A 13,757-nucleotide genomic window follows, 5' to 3' on the forward strand; every position below is an offset into this window, starting at 1 on the left:
GGACGCTCCGCGTCCCTTCCAGAGCTGGAACGCGGAGCGTCCCTTGAGGCATTCCCACGCAGAGCGTGGGAACGATCATCAGTGGAGAGAATTCACCAGGTTGGCGGGTTTTTCACCGGCCAACGCCGCCAACAGATTCTCCACCGCACACCGCGCCATCGCCTCGCGCGTCTCATGGGTCGCCGAGCCCATGTGCGGCGTCGCCACCACGTTGTTCAGCTGCAACAACGGCGAGTCATGATTCAACGGCTCACGCTCGAACACATCCAGTCCCGCAGCGCGAATCCGGTTATGGCGCAAGGTGTCGATCAGCGCGGCCTCATCCACCACCTTGCCCCGGGAAATGTTGATGAAGATGCTGTCCGGCCGCATCAGCGCAAACTGTTCCGCGCCAATCAAACCTTCAGTCTGCGCCGTCAACGGCAAGGTCAGACAGATGAAATCCGCCTCCTGTAACAGATTTTCCAGGCTGCGGTACTTCGCATCAAAACGTTCTTCAACCGCCGGTTTGCGCGACTGGCTGTGATAGATCACCGGCATCCCGAACCCGAAATGCCCGCGCTGCGCCAACGCCTCGCCAATTCGCCCCATACCGATGATGCCCAGCGTCTTGCCATGCACATCGGTACCGAAATGCGCCGGGCCGATGCTGCGGTGCCAGTGACCGCCGCGCACCATGTTCGCCAGCTCCACCACCCGCCGGGCGGTGGCCAGGATCAACGCGAAACCGGTGTCGGCGGTGGTTTCGGTGAGCACGTCCGGGGTGTTGGTCAGCAGGATTTTGCGCCGGGTCAGGTAATCGATGTCGTAGTTGTCGACACCCACCGAGACGCTGGAAATCGCTTCAAGCTTCGGTGCCAGATCGAGCAGCGCCGCGTCCAGTTTCAGGCTGGCGCCGAGCAGGCCTTGGGCGGCGGGCAGGGCGTCGCGCAGCTTCATCAGACCGTCCGCGTCGAGGCTGTCGATCAGCGTCACGTCGACCTGTTCCTCAAGGCGCGCCATCAGCGCCGGCGACAGTTTCTTGTACAACACAACCTGCTTTTTCATCGCAGTCATCTCTTTATCAATTCAGGAATGGGCCGGCAGCGGACGCGGTGCGACGCGCTTGGCCGTCACCCGGTCGCTGGCGCCGGGCTTGAGAAAAATCGTCAGCACCACCGAGAGCATCAGCGCGCCGCTCATCAACAGGTACGAAGCGCCGGGCGAACCGGTGGAGCTGTTCAGGTAACCGACCAGATACGAACCGCCGAAAGAACCGAGGGCGCCCATGCTGTTGATCAGCGCCATGGCGCCGCCGGCAACGTTGGCCGGCAGAATCTCCGGGACGATGGCGAAGAACGGCCCGTAAGGCGCGTACATGCAGGCGCCGGCAATCACCAGCAGCGTGTACGACCACCAGAAATGCTCCGCGCCCAGAGCGTAGGAGCCGTAGAACGCCACCGAGGCAATCAGCAGCGGCGGCCAGACGAAACGTTTGCGCTTTTGCAGTTTGTCCGAGCCCCACGACACCAGCAGCATGCCGATCACTGCCGCCAGATACGGCAGGGCCGACAGCCAGCCGGCCTCGATCATGTCCATCTGCGCACCGGCCTTGAGGATCGACGGCAGCCACAGCACGAAGCCGTAGACGCCGATGCTCCAGCAGAAAAATTGCAGCGCCAGAATGATCACCTTCGGCGAACGGAAGGCCTCGGCGTAGTTCTTCACCGCTTTGATGCCGACCTGTTCGGCAGCGAGCGCGCTTTCCAGATCGTGCTTTTCCTGCTCGCTGAGCCACTTGGCCTGGGCCGGACGATCATCGGCGAGCTTCCACCAGATGAATGCCCAGAGCACCGCCGGCAAGCCTTCGATGATGAACATCCAGCGCCAACTGAAATGCTGCACCAGATAGCCCGAAACCACCGACATCCACAGCATCGTTACCGGGTTGCCGAGTATCAGGAAGGTATTGGCCCGCGAGCGTTCGGCGCGGGTAAACCAGTGGCACAGGTACACCAGCATCGCCGGCATCACCGCCGCTTCGACCACACCGAGCATGAAGCGGATGACGATCAGCCAATAGGCGTTGGAGACCACGCCGGTCAGCGTGGCGAGCCCACCCCAGAGGATCAGGCTGACGAAGATCAGCTTCTTGACGCTGTGCTTCTGCGCGTAGATCGCGCCGGGCACCTGGAAGAAAAAGTAACCGAGGAAGAACAGCGCGCCGAGCAGCGAGGACAGGCCCGGCGTGATCATCAGGTCGGCGGCCATCCCGGAGGCAGCAGCGAAGCCGTAATTGGCGCGGTCGAGGTACGCCAGGCTGTAGGTGATGAACACGATCGGCATGATGTACCACCAGCGGCGGGTGGCGAGGGTTGCGGTTTTCATGGTCTTGCTCCTGAGCTTGTTGTTTTTGTCGCAGCAGGTTCAATGGTTTATTGCTTGCTCGTTCCCACGTCGAGGCGTCGAACCGTCCGCGTGGGAATGCCTCCGGGGACGCTCCGCGTCCCATGTGACGCAGAGCGTCACGAGCTGCATTCCCACGCAGGAGCATGGGAACGATCAGCGGTGAGTTCGGATCGGGTCGGCAAACCCTCCATGTCGCCACGGCTCTGCACCGCACGACTGCCAATCCAGTTGGCGCGTCTGACGGCTTCGGGAAAGCTCTGATGCTCCAGCAGGGCACTGATCATCCCCACCGCAAACCCATCCCCGGCACCGACCGTATCGACCACGGTTTCGACCGGAACCCCGGCGACAAAACCCTGATCCAGATGCGTGCGGTAATACGCACCCTGCGGCCCGAGCTTGATCGCCACCGCTTCGGCACCCTGATCGAGATAGAACGCGGCGATATCCGCCGGGTCTTCAAACCCGGTCAGCAGTCGCCCTTCGCTCAACCCCGGCAACACCCAGTGGGCGAGGGCGGCGAGGCGGTTGATCTCGCGGATCATCTCTCGCTCGCTGGCCCACAGGCTCGGACGCAGATTCGGGTCGAACGAGACGCTGCGCCCGGCGTTGCGCATGCGGGTCATCAGTTCACGGGACATTTCCCGCGCCGAAGCCGACAGCGCCGGCGGAATGCCGGTGGCGTGCAGGTGCCGGGCGCTTAACAACGTCGGGGTGATCGACTGCGGCGACAGATGACTGGCCGCCGAGCCGCGACGGAAGTATTCGACCGTCGGATCGCTGCCGTCATCGTTGCGCGATTTGAGCTGGAAACCGGTCGGGTGCGCGTTGTCGACGTCGACATGGCTGCAATCCAGGCCTTCGCGGGCCAGGGTTTCGACGACAAATCGTCCCAGCGAATCGGCACCGACACGGCTCAGCCAGGCCACCTTGAAACCCAGCCGTGACAATCCGATGGCGACGTTGCTGTCGGCCCCGGCAATCCGCTTGTGAAACTGCTCGACCGAGGCCAGATCGCCGCTCTGTTCAGCAACAAACATGGCCATGGTTTCGCCGAACGACAGAATATCGATCTCAGACATGAGCAGGCTCCAGACGGGACTGGCCGAGGCGGGCAAGGGCGGCGACGTGTTCTGTGGTCAACTGCACCAGGTCATCGCCCTGCAACGGGTATTCGGCGGCGCGCATGACCCCTTGGGCCATGTGCCGCAGCAGTTGTTCCCACAGATGCAGGTCGGTGGCGGCGGGCGGCACCGCGACCAGTTTGCCGTCGGCACGGCGGGCCACGGCTTTGCAATGCACGTAACCGACATGACGGCCCAACAGTCGAGCGGCACCGGTGGCGGACTGGTCTTGCCACTGCCAGTTGCCGATATCGAAAGTCATCTTGATTGGCAAGTTGTGTTGCTCGACGGCGGCGAAGAAGCGCTGGAACGGTTCGATCCGCCCGCCGTGCAGCGTCTGATCATTTTCTACCAGCAACTGCACCGGGCTTTGCGCAAGGATTTGCGCCAGCGTCTGCAGATCGTTGTTGTCGGTGAAAAAACCAAGGGAGACCTTCAGCCACTTCGAGCCGAACGCTTCGGCGTTTTGCAGCGCGGTGATGAGTTCCGGATTGGGCCGCGACTGACCGGCGAGCCACAGTTCGGTCGGTGAGGAATAGATGCTTTGCAGGCCTTGGGCTTGCGTGGCGGTGGAGAGTTGTTCCGGGACTTCGTTGGTCAGCAACTCTTCGCGCCATTCGATGCGATGGGCGCCGGCAGCGGCCAGCACTTCGATGAACGAAGCCTGACCACGACGGCGAACAAGGTCGGCACCGTAGCTGGAGAGGCTGATGGAAACGGCAGGTTTATTCATTGTTATCTACCTCTGAAACCGGTTTCATTTTTGTTCAAAAAATTTTGGGTGGCCCCGTAGGGCCTTATTCCGCCTTGCTGCGCGTCGAACCGCGCTCAATCAGCACCGGTGCAAAATCCAGCGTCCGCGCCGCTTCATCATCCCCACGCAACCGCTTGAGCAAGCACTCAAACGCCCGCGCACCAATCTCCTCCGTCGGCTGAGCGAGGGCAGTAATCCCGCTGCCCACCAACGGATACCAGTCCAGATCATCCAGCGCGATCAACCCGACATCCTCGAACAACCGGCAGCCAATCTCGCGCAAGGCCAGGGTGCAAGCCAGCGCCGCCACGCCGTTGGCGCAGAACAGGGCTTTCGGGCCCGAATCAGGTGCGTTCAAAAAGGTTTGAAGATCGTTCGCAAGACTCGAACCGGTTTCCAGCACCGCGCCACGGATGTCTTTGCGCTGACCAATCTGCTGCTGAAAACTGCTGACCCGCTCGATCCGCGAACTCGTGCCGTCATAGGGTTCGGTCACCAGCAGCACATTGCGATAGCCACGCTGCTGAAGATGTTCGAGCGCCATCTCGATGGCCTGCGGGTTGTTCAATCCGACCATGTCACTGTCGAGCCCCTCGACCTTGCGATCCACCAGTACCAGCGGCATTTCCCGCTTCAGCCCATCCAGCTCATCCCGATGATGGCCCAGGGTGTTCACGATCAGCCCTTCGATGTTGTACGAGCGCAGCAGCGCCAGGTGCTGGCGTTCCTGCTCGTCATCGCGGTCGGTGTTGCACACCACCAGGCTGTAACCGTGCCGGCGGCAGGCGGTTTCCACCCCGTGCATCACGGCAATCGAATAAGGGTTGCGGATATCGGCCACCAGCATGCCGATCAGGCGGGTGCGGCCGCGTTTCAAACCACGGGCCATTTGATTGGGGCGATAGCCGAGTTCGGCAATCGCCTGCTCGATGCGCTGGGCAATGGCATCGGAGAGCAGGGCGCGGTCATCGCCGATAAAGCGCGAGACGCTGGCCTTGGACACGCCAGCGTGTTCGGCGACATCGAGCATGGTCACGCGGCTGCGCTGGGCGGCGGAGAAATCGTTCACGGTTGAAAAAGCCTTTTTATTGGAATTGTTCGAGTCAGCGCGGCAAGGCTGAAACCGGTTTCAGATAACCGCATTAACCATCGCTTCGTCAAGCCCGAGAAGGTCTGAATCAGAAACAGCTGAAGGTCAATTCCGACCAGCGGTCATCAAACCTGTCAGATCTGACAGTAGGCGAAAGCGCGGTTACTGCGTTTAATTTCTTCCGAAGCAAAGTGTTTTTACGCCTCTGGAGAACAGTGGATGAGCGCCAAAAAATCCATCGGGACATTCGCCTTGCCGTTGACCATCGAAGGGGTGGGTGCCGACAAAGTGCTGCCTCTGGATGCGCATATCAACGGCGTCACACTGCGCATGTCGCCGTGGGTTGCACCTTCGATCATCCCCGGCAAAAGTGATTTGCTGGAGATCTGGATACTTGAGCCCGGGGCAATATCCGAGACGCGTTTCTACAACAACCTGTTTCCGGTTCCGGTGGTCTTTCCGGGCACGATCCACCTGCCTGCGCAGTACTTGCAACAGACAGGCGACATCACGTTGAGGTACCGGGTGACCTCCGGCGACACCAGTAATGAAGATGACTCGATACCGCAAGTGTTCATCCTCAAGCGCCCGGTTCCGGTCAAATTGAAAGAGGTGGTTTATCCCGACGCGAACCTTTGGGGCTGGCTCATGTGTTTAACATTCCCGGCGATCTGGGATGTGGTGGTCGTGCGGGTTCCGGCGCAACCGGGAACGTTTCTGGCGAATGATGAGTGCGTACTGAATTGGGAAGGCTGCACGAGCCTGAACGGTGTCAACCCAATTCCGGGCACGGCGCTACGAATTCGAAAAACGCTGTCGCAACAGGAAGCGACCTCTCCCCAAGGGTTCGATTTCAGACTCGACAGTAGCTACTACGTCCAATACATCAAACCGATCGAATTCGGATCTGCGATGTGCACCTACACCCACTACCGAAACGGTGTTGCGCTGGCCAGTTCATATCCGGAATTCGTGAAGATCGACAGGCGCCTTTCCGGGAAACCGCCTTGCGGTCCTTGAATCAAGCAGTCCAAAAAAGCAGTGAAAAGCGATAGATCCAACAAAACGTTGGCAGAACGTCAATCCCAGGAACATGCAGCCTGCAGTCGCGAAATTCTTCATTGGGAAACAACGTTGATGGTTCAACAACACACTCATCGATGGAGTTCACGAACATGAATATGCAGGTTAAAACGGGTGGTGGTGCTCTGGCGTTGCCGCCAACGATTGTGGATCAGTTGGCAGATGGTCGACTGACGTATCAGCAACTGAAAGTTGATAAAAAAGTGACCTTTCAGTTGGCGGACGTTGATGACAAAACTCCGGATGGTGCGCACCAAATTCAACTGTATATCTTTCCGGAAGGGGCGCAGCTGATACCGGGAGATCCGACTTATTTAGTGGACACTAAGCTTAAAGCCAGCCAGCCAGGAGGTGACTGGACTTTTCCGGTCAGTTTTGACCGGACCGACACGCAGCTCAGTATCTTCGTCGACAAGTTCTCGGCTAGCGGGGATTACAACAAGTTTTTTGCAGCGTTCGTTATCATTGACGCATTCGGGAACCTCGACAACTCTCAACCGCATCTCGAGATCCTCATCGACCTGACTGCACAATGGCAGCGCCAACCCGGCACTGGCAATGGCACCGGCAATCGGCCGCCGCAGATCAGCCTGACAGGTTTGCCAACCGTCATCGATGACGATTGGTTGAACAACCCTGCCAACGCTGGCGGCTTGAACATCACCATTCCAACGGGCTGGACAAAATTCGAACCAGGCCTTGATCTGGTCAACTTCTTCATCTCCCAACTCACCACATTCACCGGCATGCAAGGTGAGGGCGCTGTTGTTGTAGATTTGCCGGTGCGGCCTGACGGCGTTATCAATATTTCACTGGTCATTCTGCAAGCGTTGAAGGATGGCGCGTATTTTTACTCCTACAACCTAGAGGATGCCGCGGGCAATATCAGCAACAACGCGTCCATCACGCTGCTGTTCAATCGGGTCAGCGCACCGGCCCCGGTGCTGGGTATTCCAAGGATTCCGGCGACCGGTATCAACGGTCAGACGCCCATTACGCTCGCATCATTCAAATCTGATCCAGATGCAGTGGTAATGGAGATCGATTTCCCGACCAACTCGTTGCAAGATGACCGAATCCTGCCGCATATCATGGATTCGAAGGGTATTGTCCATGATCTTGCGGAACAGACAATCCCGGCGCCAGGCACTGCCGGGCCGCTGAAATTCGTGATTGATTACGCCTTTTGGGCGGTGGTCTTCGGCGACCCTAACCGGGACACCGAAGAGCAGGTCGAGTACTGGTACGAATTGATTCGCTCGACGATTACACCGAATCCGGTTTCCACGCCTCAGCAATTTGCTACTGTCGATTTTGCATACGCCGGGGATGAGCAGCCGAACCTTCCTGAACTGGAAAACCCCAATGCCATCCCGGTGATCGTTCAGGGTGGCGGCACGCCTGTGCCTGCACCCAACACGCTTGGCCCGGCTCAGGCCGGTCTTGATGCAACCATGATCTGGAACTTGTGGACAAATCCTCTGCGGCCGATTACCGGTCGAGAAATCGTCACGTTCTTCTATCAGGGCAAACAAGTGGGTCCGCCTGTGGGCGTGCAGGTTGGCGCGACGAGGGTCACCACGCGATTGCCTTGGGCCGAGATTCTGTTGGAAGGGAACGGCACCGGCGCTACCGCGCGCGAGGCCTACATTGTTGTCTCCTACCCCGGCAGTTCAAACGCGATGACGCAGACGCCTGTTACGCGTGTCAACGTGACAGCGATCGTGATCAATCTGCCGGCGCCGAAGATTGTCGTTTCGGCTTTCAGAACCCCCACCGGTGCGGTGGTTCCCGAGAGCTTCTTGATGTCCGTCAACTGCCCGTGTCTGGATCACCCGGCTGTCGCGAACGGACCGATGCCGCCGTATGAGGCTACACGCAGACTGCGGATCAGGGTCGAGCGGGATGCCAACATCCCGACAGGTGCAACGGTTGCGTTAAAATTTGAGGGGCGGACGACCAACGGAGCTGGCGGGACGGTGATACCCAACACGCCATTCACAGATTCCAAGCCCATGCCTGCAACGGGCCCTCTGGAATTTAACGTGCCATACACCAATGTCCGTCCGATCCAGCTGCCGAGCCCCGGTCCTGGCCAGCGTCCGGCGACTCAATATGCGTACATCGAGTATGGGGTCAACGGCATTACAGCGTCGGTCATCGTCCCTGTCGCGCTCTTGAACTCGAGCCTGGTGTATTGCGACCAGAACCGTCCTTGATCGTGCATCAACAGTACTTCGAGTGAAGTTTCCTGCGATGGGGACGGCAGTCAATACCGTCCCCATCGTGGGAATCGAAGTCAGATACGGGTGCTCTTACGGGACAAGGGGATAAGTCGTACGAAGATGGAGATTAGTCCTACATATCCCTCGGAAAGTTATCCGTAGTCTGGCGACCGCTTCAGTTCCGGCTCGCAACTCGTTTGAGTCGGACGCTCGTTCCTCACGGAATGTAATCGAGTAGGACTCAACCATGTCGCCCAAATTGAACACCCCGTTTCAGAAAACCTCGATCAGCTTGGGAATTTTGTCCCTGCTGCCCCTATTGATGAATTCGCCGCTCACCCAGGCGGGTACCGTTCCGGCGGGTACCATGCTTGCCATTGACGGCACGACGCCGGTGCAAATCTGGCAACTTCAAGACAACGCCATCCTGAATGCCACCAATGCCACGACACTGGAAATGAACAGCAATCCCGGTGGCCTGATCAATCTGACGGGCTCGAATGTCAACGCCGCAGCGGTCTCGGGGATTTCACTGGTCAACGCCAGCGCAACTCTGGACAACTCAACGGTTAACAATGCCACTGGCATCGGCATTTCGGCAGTACGCAATAACAACAGCGTAGGCGGTTCAAGCGTGACGCTGCGTAATGGCTCAGGTGTTCAGGGCTTGACGGGGGGCATTGCGGGCAACCGATTCAGCGTCATCAGTCTGCAAAACTCCACCGCCGAAGGCACTGGTGCGAACAGCTTCGGGATCAGGATGCTGGAAGGTTCACTGTCGGCCACCGGCAGTACGATTAGCGGCGGTCTTAATGGCGTGACGGTTGGCACTGACACTCAGGTGAACGCCGTTATCCCGACCAAAATAATTCTGGACGGCACTCGTGTCGAAGGCCAGACCGGCTCGGCACTGGTGGTCGGCATCAACGCGCCGAATTTCCCGACAGTGGCAGACATCGAAGTGCGTAACCGTTCGACGCTGGTGGCCGGCAACAACACGTTGCTTGAAGTCCGACAAGGTGCTTCGGCTGGATTCCTCGTCGACAACAGTGACCTGACCGGTAACGTCACGGTGGTTTCGGGCAGTTCCGCGAATGTCACGTTGCAGAACAATGCGTCGCTGACCGGTGATCTGCAAAACGTCACCACCGCGGTGTTGAACAATCAGGCGCGCATGACCGGCAATGTGCTCGGTGCTTCGAGTGTGGCGCTCGACAACGGCTCGACCCTGACCGGCAATCTCGACAACGTCGCCACGGTGACGATCAACAATCAGAGCGTCATGAACGGTGACGTCAATGCTTCTGCCAATAGTGCTTCGAGTCTGACGCTGGACAATGCTGCCACGCTCACCGGCCAGGTGAACAATGTCGCCAATTTTGCGATCAACAATCAGGCGCTATGGCAGATGACTGGCAGCCAATCGGTGAACAATCTGTCGCTGGGCAATGGCGGCACGGTAGGTTTCGGCACTCCTCAGCAATACTTTCAATTGAACGTCGCCAACCTGTCGGGCAACGGCACGTTCCGGATGGGCACCGACTTCAATCAGGGTCTCAGCGACCTGCTGAATGTCACGCGCAGTGCTTCCGGCTACCATCAGTTGCTGGTCACCAGTTCCGGTCTTGATCCGGTCAATGACTCGTCCATCAAAGTGGTGCAGAGCGTGGCGTCAGGCGCGCAGTACGGCCTGGTGAACAACCGTGTCGACGTAGGCGCATTCACTTATCTTCTGGTGAAGAAGGGAGATGACTGGTTCCTGCAACCGGACAAGACTGTTGTCAGCACACCGACACGCGCCGCATTGGCCATTGCCGGTACAGCCCCGACAGTGACCTATGGCGAAACGGTTCTGCTGAACAACCGCATGGGTGATTTGCGGGTCAATGGCGGGCAAACGGGCGGATGGGTGCGCTCTTTCGGCAGCCAGTACAGCATCAGTAACAATGCTTACGGAAATGGTTACAAACAACGACAGTATGGTTTCTCGATGGGCGTCGATACGCCGGTGCAAATCGCCGGCGAGCATGTACTGCTCGGTGTGTTTGCCGGTTACAGCAAATCCGATCTGGATTTGAGCCGAGGCAGCTCCGGGGAAATCGGCAGCACCTCACTCGGTCTCTACGGCACCTGGCTGGGCGCCCGCGGTTACTACCTGGACGCGGTGGGCAAGCTCAATCACTTTCGCAACAAGGCCGACGTGATGCTGAGTGACAACACCAAAACCAAAGGCAGTTACAACAGTCTGGGTGCAAGCGCGTCGGTGGAGTTCGGCAAGCATATTGAGTTCGCGGATGGCTATTACATCGAACCGTTCACCCAATGGCAGGCAGCCTCGGTGCAAGGCAAGGATTTTCGTCTGGACAATGGTCTGAGTGTCGACGCTGATACCACCCGTTCCATGCTGGGCAAGGCGGGTCTGAACTTAGGGCGAGGCATGAAACTGGCGGATGGCAGTGTCCTGCAACCCCACGTGCGGGTGGCTGCCGTACATGAGTTCGTCAAAACCAACGAAGTGCGGGTCAACGACAACAAGTTCAACAATGATCTTTCCGGCACGCGCTTCGAAGTGGCCGCCGGCGCATCCTGGACCCTGAATGACCGCTGGCAGCTGCACGCGGAGCTGGACACCAGCAAGGGCGACAACGTCACCAAAGACTTCGGTGTGAACATGGGGGCGCATTACAGGTTCTGAGGGAACGGAAACTAAAAAGGGAAGCGATGGCTTCCCTTTTTTGTGCCTGCGGCTGCATCACTTCAAGACTTGAAAACCTCCCTTCAACTGGAAGGTAGTGCCATCGGCGTTCTCCAGCGTCACATTGAAATCGGCCGCGACATTCTTTTGATCGCTCGCAGGCTTGATCTCGATGTCACCTGAAATGCCTTCACTGATCGCAGTGCCGTCTTTATAGCTGACGGCTACGTCAGAGCGGCTGGTCAAGACATGTTTCCCGATCGGGAAACCATCGGGGACGATCAGGGTAAGTTCACGTGCCGGGTTTGTTTTGGCTTTCGTGCCCGAAGGTGGCCGATCAATGGCGGTTATCTCTACCGCGTCGATTTTGTCAGGGCCGACCTTTTTGGTTTCAATCAGTCGGGAAGAGGCAGTGAAGTCCGCGACAGGGGCTCCACCGTTGGCGAAAGCTTTTGCGGTCACAAAATTACCGGGGGCAAAACTGGTGCGTCTGATCACAGCGTTCATGAATTGGATCTCCGTTCACTTTGGGGAAGTATCCAAAGGCCATTGGGCCCTAACTCTGGATGCATCATAAAAGCGCGATTCAGGCGATCTGTACACTGTCAGACTTGACAGGTTACAGCCCTTGAAATCTGTGAGCGAATAGCCACTGACGCCAGCCCTCAGCCAAACAATCCGGCGGCGATGTTGATCGAGAAACCCAGAATCGCTGTGTTGAATACGAAACCGATCAGCGACTGCGCCAGCACGATCTTGCGGATCTCCCGCGTGGCCACGCCGACATCCGCCGTCTGCACCGCGACGCCGATGGTGAACGAGAAGTACAGAAAGTCCCAGTAATTGGGCGTCGTCAGGCCTTCGGCAAAGCGCAGCGCCGGCTCTTTGCCGTCCCAGGTGTAAAACAGCCGGGCGTAGTGGACGCAGAAAATCACCCCGATCAGCAGCCATGAGCCAATGACCGTCAGTGCGGTAAAACCGTAGTGCATCAATTTGTGGTGGGTATCCAGATCCTTGCTGCCGACAAGTTCCAGGGTGATGGCCGCCAGGCTGGCCAGCGCCGCAATACACACCACGAACAGCACCAGCCCGGCGTTTTCATCTTCGACGACGGCGATCTGCTTGACGTCCGGCGCCTTGGCCCTGGCGGTGAGCCAGAGCATCAGCGCCAGGTAGGTCCAGACCCCGGCATTCCAGCCGATGAGTATTTTACTGATGACGGAATCGGCGGGTACCAGAAGGCCGACGGCAAGGCCGACCAGGAACGCGGCAGAGAGGCGAGGGTGGGTGCGGGCGAGGAAGCGCATGGGCGGCTCTTTGTTGACGGCGTCGAGCAAACCATAGCATGGGTGTGGGTTCTGGCTGGCGCGGAGGACTGCAAAAAGAAACCTTGTGACTCTGTCAGCATCGACAAGAAGCTCAAGGTTTTTATGTTTCAGAAGGATGGGCGGGAAGCTGGATCAATTACGGATCTGAAGCTTGCCTTTGGAGACCGTCACGGTTTTTGGAACAGCATCACCGTTCTGGCCGAGGAAGTCGAACTCGGCTTCAATTTTTCCCTTCTCCGAGCCGGCAACAGGGAAGCTGAGAAAGGTGACTGTCCCTTGAATCGCTTTGTAAAAAGGATTGATACCAACCGCGAGTCTTTCCACGAAAACCGCTCTGACCAGACTGACATCCGTACTCAAGTCGTAGGGGGTATTCAAACTGGCGGTTTGCACCACATTCAGAACAATACTCAGACTCCGTTGAGGACGACTCGGGCCATCAATCCACCATTCTCCCCTGGCTGACCAGGCCTCTTGTTTGAAAAGTTGATCGTATTGAGCCGTGAGGAGAACCGTTTCTGCCGTGTAGCTATTCTTTACTGGCGGCTCCAGGCCATCGACGTCAGCGGTCAAGCTACCTCCGGACACTCGTTGAGCAGCACTCATGGTTTTGCTCTCCTTTGGTCGTTCGGCACCAGATGCAGTTCTCCCTTGACAGTCACTTTCTCTTTTCCATTCTGCGACACCGCAACGAAGTCGAACGTTGCCATGGCTTCATCTTTAGCGGCGTCCACGGTGACAGTGACTGTGCCGCTTTGCGCAAGGAAAGGCGCTTCGACAGAGCTTGATGTACTTTTCCACCAGCTGCCTGTCGCTTGGCGTTCAGGATCGGCGAAATCGAAGGTCTGGTTTTCCATATCGCCCTTGTTTATGAAATTCAGGGCAATGTTTCTGCGTTCATTCGGCCATTGCACCAACGAGGCCCACCCCTGAAGGGAGCGGCCCATACCCAATGAGTAGAACTTTTCTTCTGCGTTAAAATTCCGGAGTTCGGGATCGCTCGTGGTGGCTGTGAATTTGCCATCTGCATTGCCCTTTACATTCGTCATGAGAAGCTCCTGATTCAAGTC

12 protein-coding genes are annotated in these 13,757 nt (G+C 58.0%); 3 read left to right on the forward strand and 9 right to left on the reverse strand.

Annotated elements, in window-relative coordinates:
- Positions 1-78 precede the first annotated feature (78 nt).
- The 5 genes from C1X29_RS25855 to C1X29_RS25875 all read right to left on the reverse strand — a co-directional run bounded on the left by C1X29_RS25855 (position 79) and on the right by C1X29_RS25875 (position 5,335).
- On the reverse strand, positions 79-1,047 hold the full coding sequence (locus C1X29_RS25855) for a D-glycerate dehydrogenase (protein ID WP_102718699.1): 969 nt from the start codon (positions 1,045-1,047) through the stop codon (positions 79-81).
- A 21-nt stretch (positions 1,048-1,068) separates the two neighbouring features.
- Positions 1,069-2,367 carry an MFS transporter gene (locus C1X29_RS25860; protein ID WP_102688049.1) on the reverse strand — a complete coding sequence of 433 codons (1,299 nt, stop codon included), beginning with the start codon at positions 2,365-2,367 and terminating at the stop codon, positions 1,069-1,071.
- Positions 2,368-2,504: 137 nt separating this feature from the next.
- Positions 2,505-3,470 carry a sugar kinase gene (locus C1X29_RS25865; protein ID WP_102718700.1) on the reverse strand — a complete coding sequence of 322 codons (966 nt, stop codon included), beginning with the start codon at positions 3,468-3,470 and terminating at the stop codon, positions 2,505-2,507.
- Positions 3,463-4,245: a sugar phosphate isomerase/epimerase gene (locus tag C1X29_RS25870; protein ID WP_102718701.1), complete on the reverse strand. Its 783-nt coding sequence runs from the start codon at positions 4,243-4,245 to the stop codon at positions 3,463-3,465. Before C1X29_RS25870 ends, C1X29_RS25865 begins: the two co-directional genes overlap by 8 nt.
- A 64-nt stretch (positions 4,246-4,309) precedes the next feature.
- A complete protein-coding gene (locus C1X29_RS25875) occupies positions 4,310-5,335 on the reverse strand; it encodes a LacI family DNA-binding transcriptional regulator (RefSeq protein ID WP_102718702.1) in 1,026 nt (341 codons plus the stop codon).
- A 240-nt stretch (positions 5,336-5,575) separates the two neighbouring features.
- On the opposite strand from C1X29_RS25875, the gene C1X29_RS25880 reads away from it, so the two are divergent.
- The 3 genes from C1X29_RS25880 (at position 5,576) to C1X29_RS25890 (ending at position 11,359) form a co-directional block, all read left to right on the forward strand.
- Complete coding sequence (locus C1X29_RS25880; protein ID WP_085745560.1) at positions 5,576-6,376, forward strand: hypothetical protein; 801 nt, start codon at positions 5,576-5,578, stop codon at positions 6,374-6,376.
- A gap of 155 nt (positions 6,377-6,531) precedes the next feature.
- Entirely contained in the window at positions 6,532-8,658 is a 2,127-nt protein-coding gene (locus tag C1X29_RS25885; protein WP_102718703.1) for a hypothetical protein, read from the forward strand.
- A 373-nt stretch (positions 8,659-9,031) separates the two neighbouring features.
- The gene (locus tag C1X29_RS25890) at positions 9,032-11,359 is read left to right on the forward strand and encodes an autotransporter outer membrane beta-barrel domain-containing protein (protein WP_256584398.1); all 2,328 of its coding nucleotides are present in this window, start codon (positions 9,032-9,034) and stop codon (positions 11,357-11,359) included.
- A 57-nt stretch (positions 11,360-11,416) separates the two neighbouring features.
- Here the strand turns inward: C1X29_RS25890 and C1X29_RS25895 are convergent, their stop codons facing one another.
- The 4 genes from C1X29_RS25895 to C1X29_RS25910 form a co-directional block, all read right to left on the reverse strand.
- Complete coding sequence (locus C1X29_RS25895; RefSeq protein ID WP_085745563.1) at positions 11,417-11,866, reverse strand: hypothetical protein; 450 nt, start codon at positions 11,864-11,866, stop codon at positions 11,417-11,419.
- 158 nt (positions 11,867-12,024) lie between these two features.
- Positions 12,025-12,666, reverse strand: coding sequence for a DUF1345 domain-containing protein (locus C1X29_RS25900; RefSeq protein ID WP_085745564.1), 642 nt, complete (start codon positions 12,664-12,666; stop codon positions 12,025-12,027).
- Between the two features lie 153 nt (positions 12,667-12,819).
- Entirely contained in the window at positions 12,820-13,293 is a 474-nt protein-coding gene (locus tag C1X29_RS25905) for a hypothetical protein (RefSeq protein ID WP_102718705.1), read from the reverse strand.
- On the reverse strand, positions 13,290-13,736 hold the full coding sequence (locus tag C1X29_RS25910) for a hypothetical protein (RefSeq protein ID WP_102718706.1): 447 nt from the start codon (positions 13,734-13,736) through the stop codon (positions 13,290-13,292). Before C1X29_RS25910 ends, C1X29_RS25905 begins: the two co-directional genes overlap by 4 nt.
- Positions 13,737-13,757 lie beyond the last annotated feature (21 nt).

Source organism: Pseudomonas sp. GW456-12-10-14-LB2, from assembly GCF_002884345.1.
GTDB classification, from domain to species: Bacteria; Pseudomonadota; Gammaproteobacteria; order Pseudomonadales; family Pseudomonadaceae; genus Aquipseudomonas; species Aquipseudomonas paraglycinae.

Excerpts from the sequence above, each read along its gene's own strand:
- C1X29_RS25860 (WP_102688049.1), bottom strand. The coding sequence starts at position 2,367 with ATGAAAACCGCAACCCTCGCCACCCGCCGCTGGTGGTACATCATGCCG.
- C1X29_RS25870 (WP_102718701.1), bottom strand. The coding sequence starts at position 4,245 with ATGAATAAACCTGCCGTTTCCATCAGCCTCTCCAGCTACGGTGCCGAC.
- C1X29_RS25895 (WP_085745563.1), bottom strand. The coding sequence starts at position 11,866 with ATGAACGCTGTGATCAGACGCACCAGTTTTGCCCCCGGTAATTTTGTG.
- C1X29_RS25880 (WP_085745560.1), top strand. The coding sequence starts at position 5,576 with ATGAGCGCCAAAAAATCCATCGGGACATTCGCCTTGCCGTTGACCATC.
- C1X29_RS25905 (WP_102718705.1), bottom strand. The coding sequence starts at position 13,293 with ATGAGTGCTGCTCAACGAGTGTCCGGAGGTAGCTTGACCGCTGACGTC.
- C1X29_RS25910 (WP_102718706.1), bottom strand. The coding sequence starts at position 13,736 with ATGACGAATGTAAAGGGCAATGCAGATGGCAAATTCACAGCCACCACG.
- C1X29_RS25890 (WP_256584398.1), top strand. The coding sequence starts at position 9,032 with ATGCTTGCCATTGACGGCACGACGCCGGTGCAAATCTGGCAACTTCAA.
- C1X29_RS25885 (WP_102718703.1), top strand. The coding sequence starts at position 6,532 with ATGAATATGCAGGTTAAAACGGGTGGTGGTGCTCTGGCGTTGCCGCCA.
- C1X29_RS25865 (WP_102718700.1), bottom strand. The coding sequence starts at position 3,470 with ATGTCTGAGATCGATATTCTGTCGTTCGGCGAAACCATGGCCATGTTT.
- C1X29_RS25900 (WP_085745564.1), bottom strand. The coding sequence starts at position 12,666 with ATGCGCTTCCTCGCCCGCACCCACCCTCGCCTCTCTGCCGCGTTCCTG.
- C1X29_RS25855 (WP_102718699.1), bottom strand. The coding sequence starts at position 1,047 with ATGAAAAAGCAGGTTGTGTTGTACAAGAAACTGTCGCCGGCGCTGATG.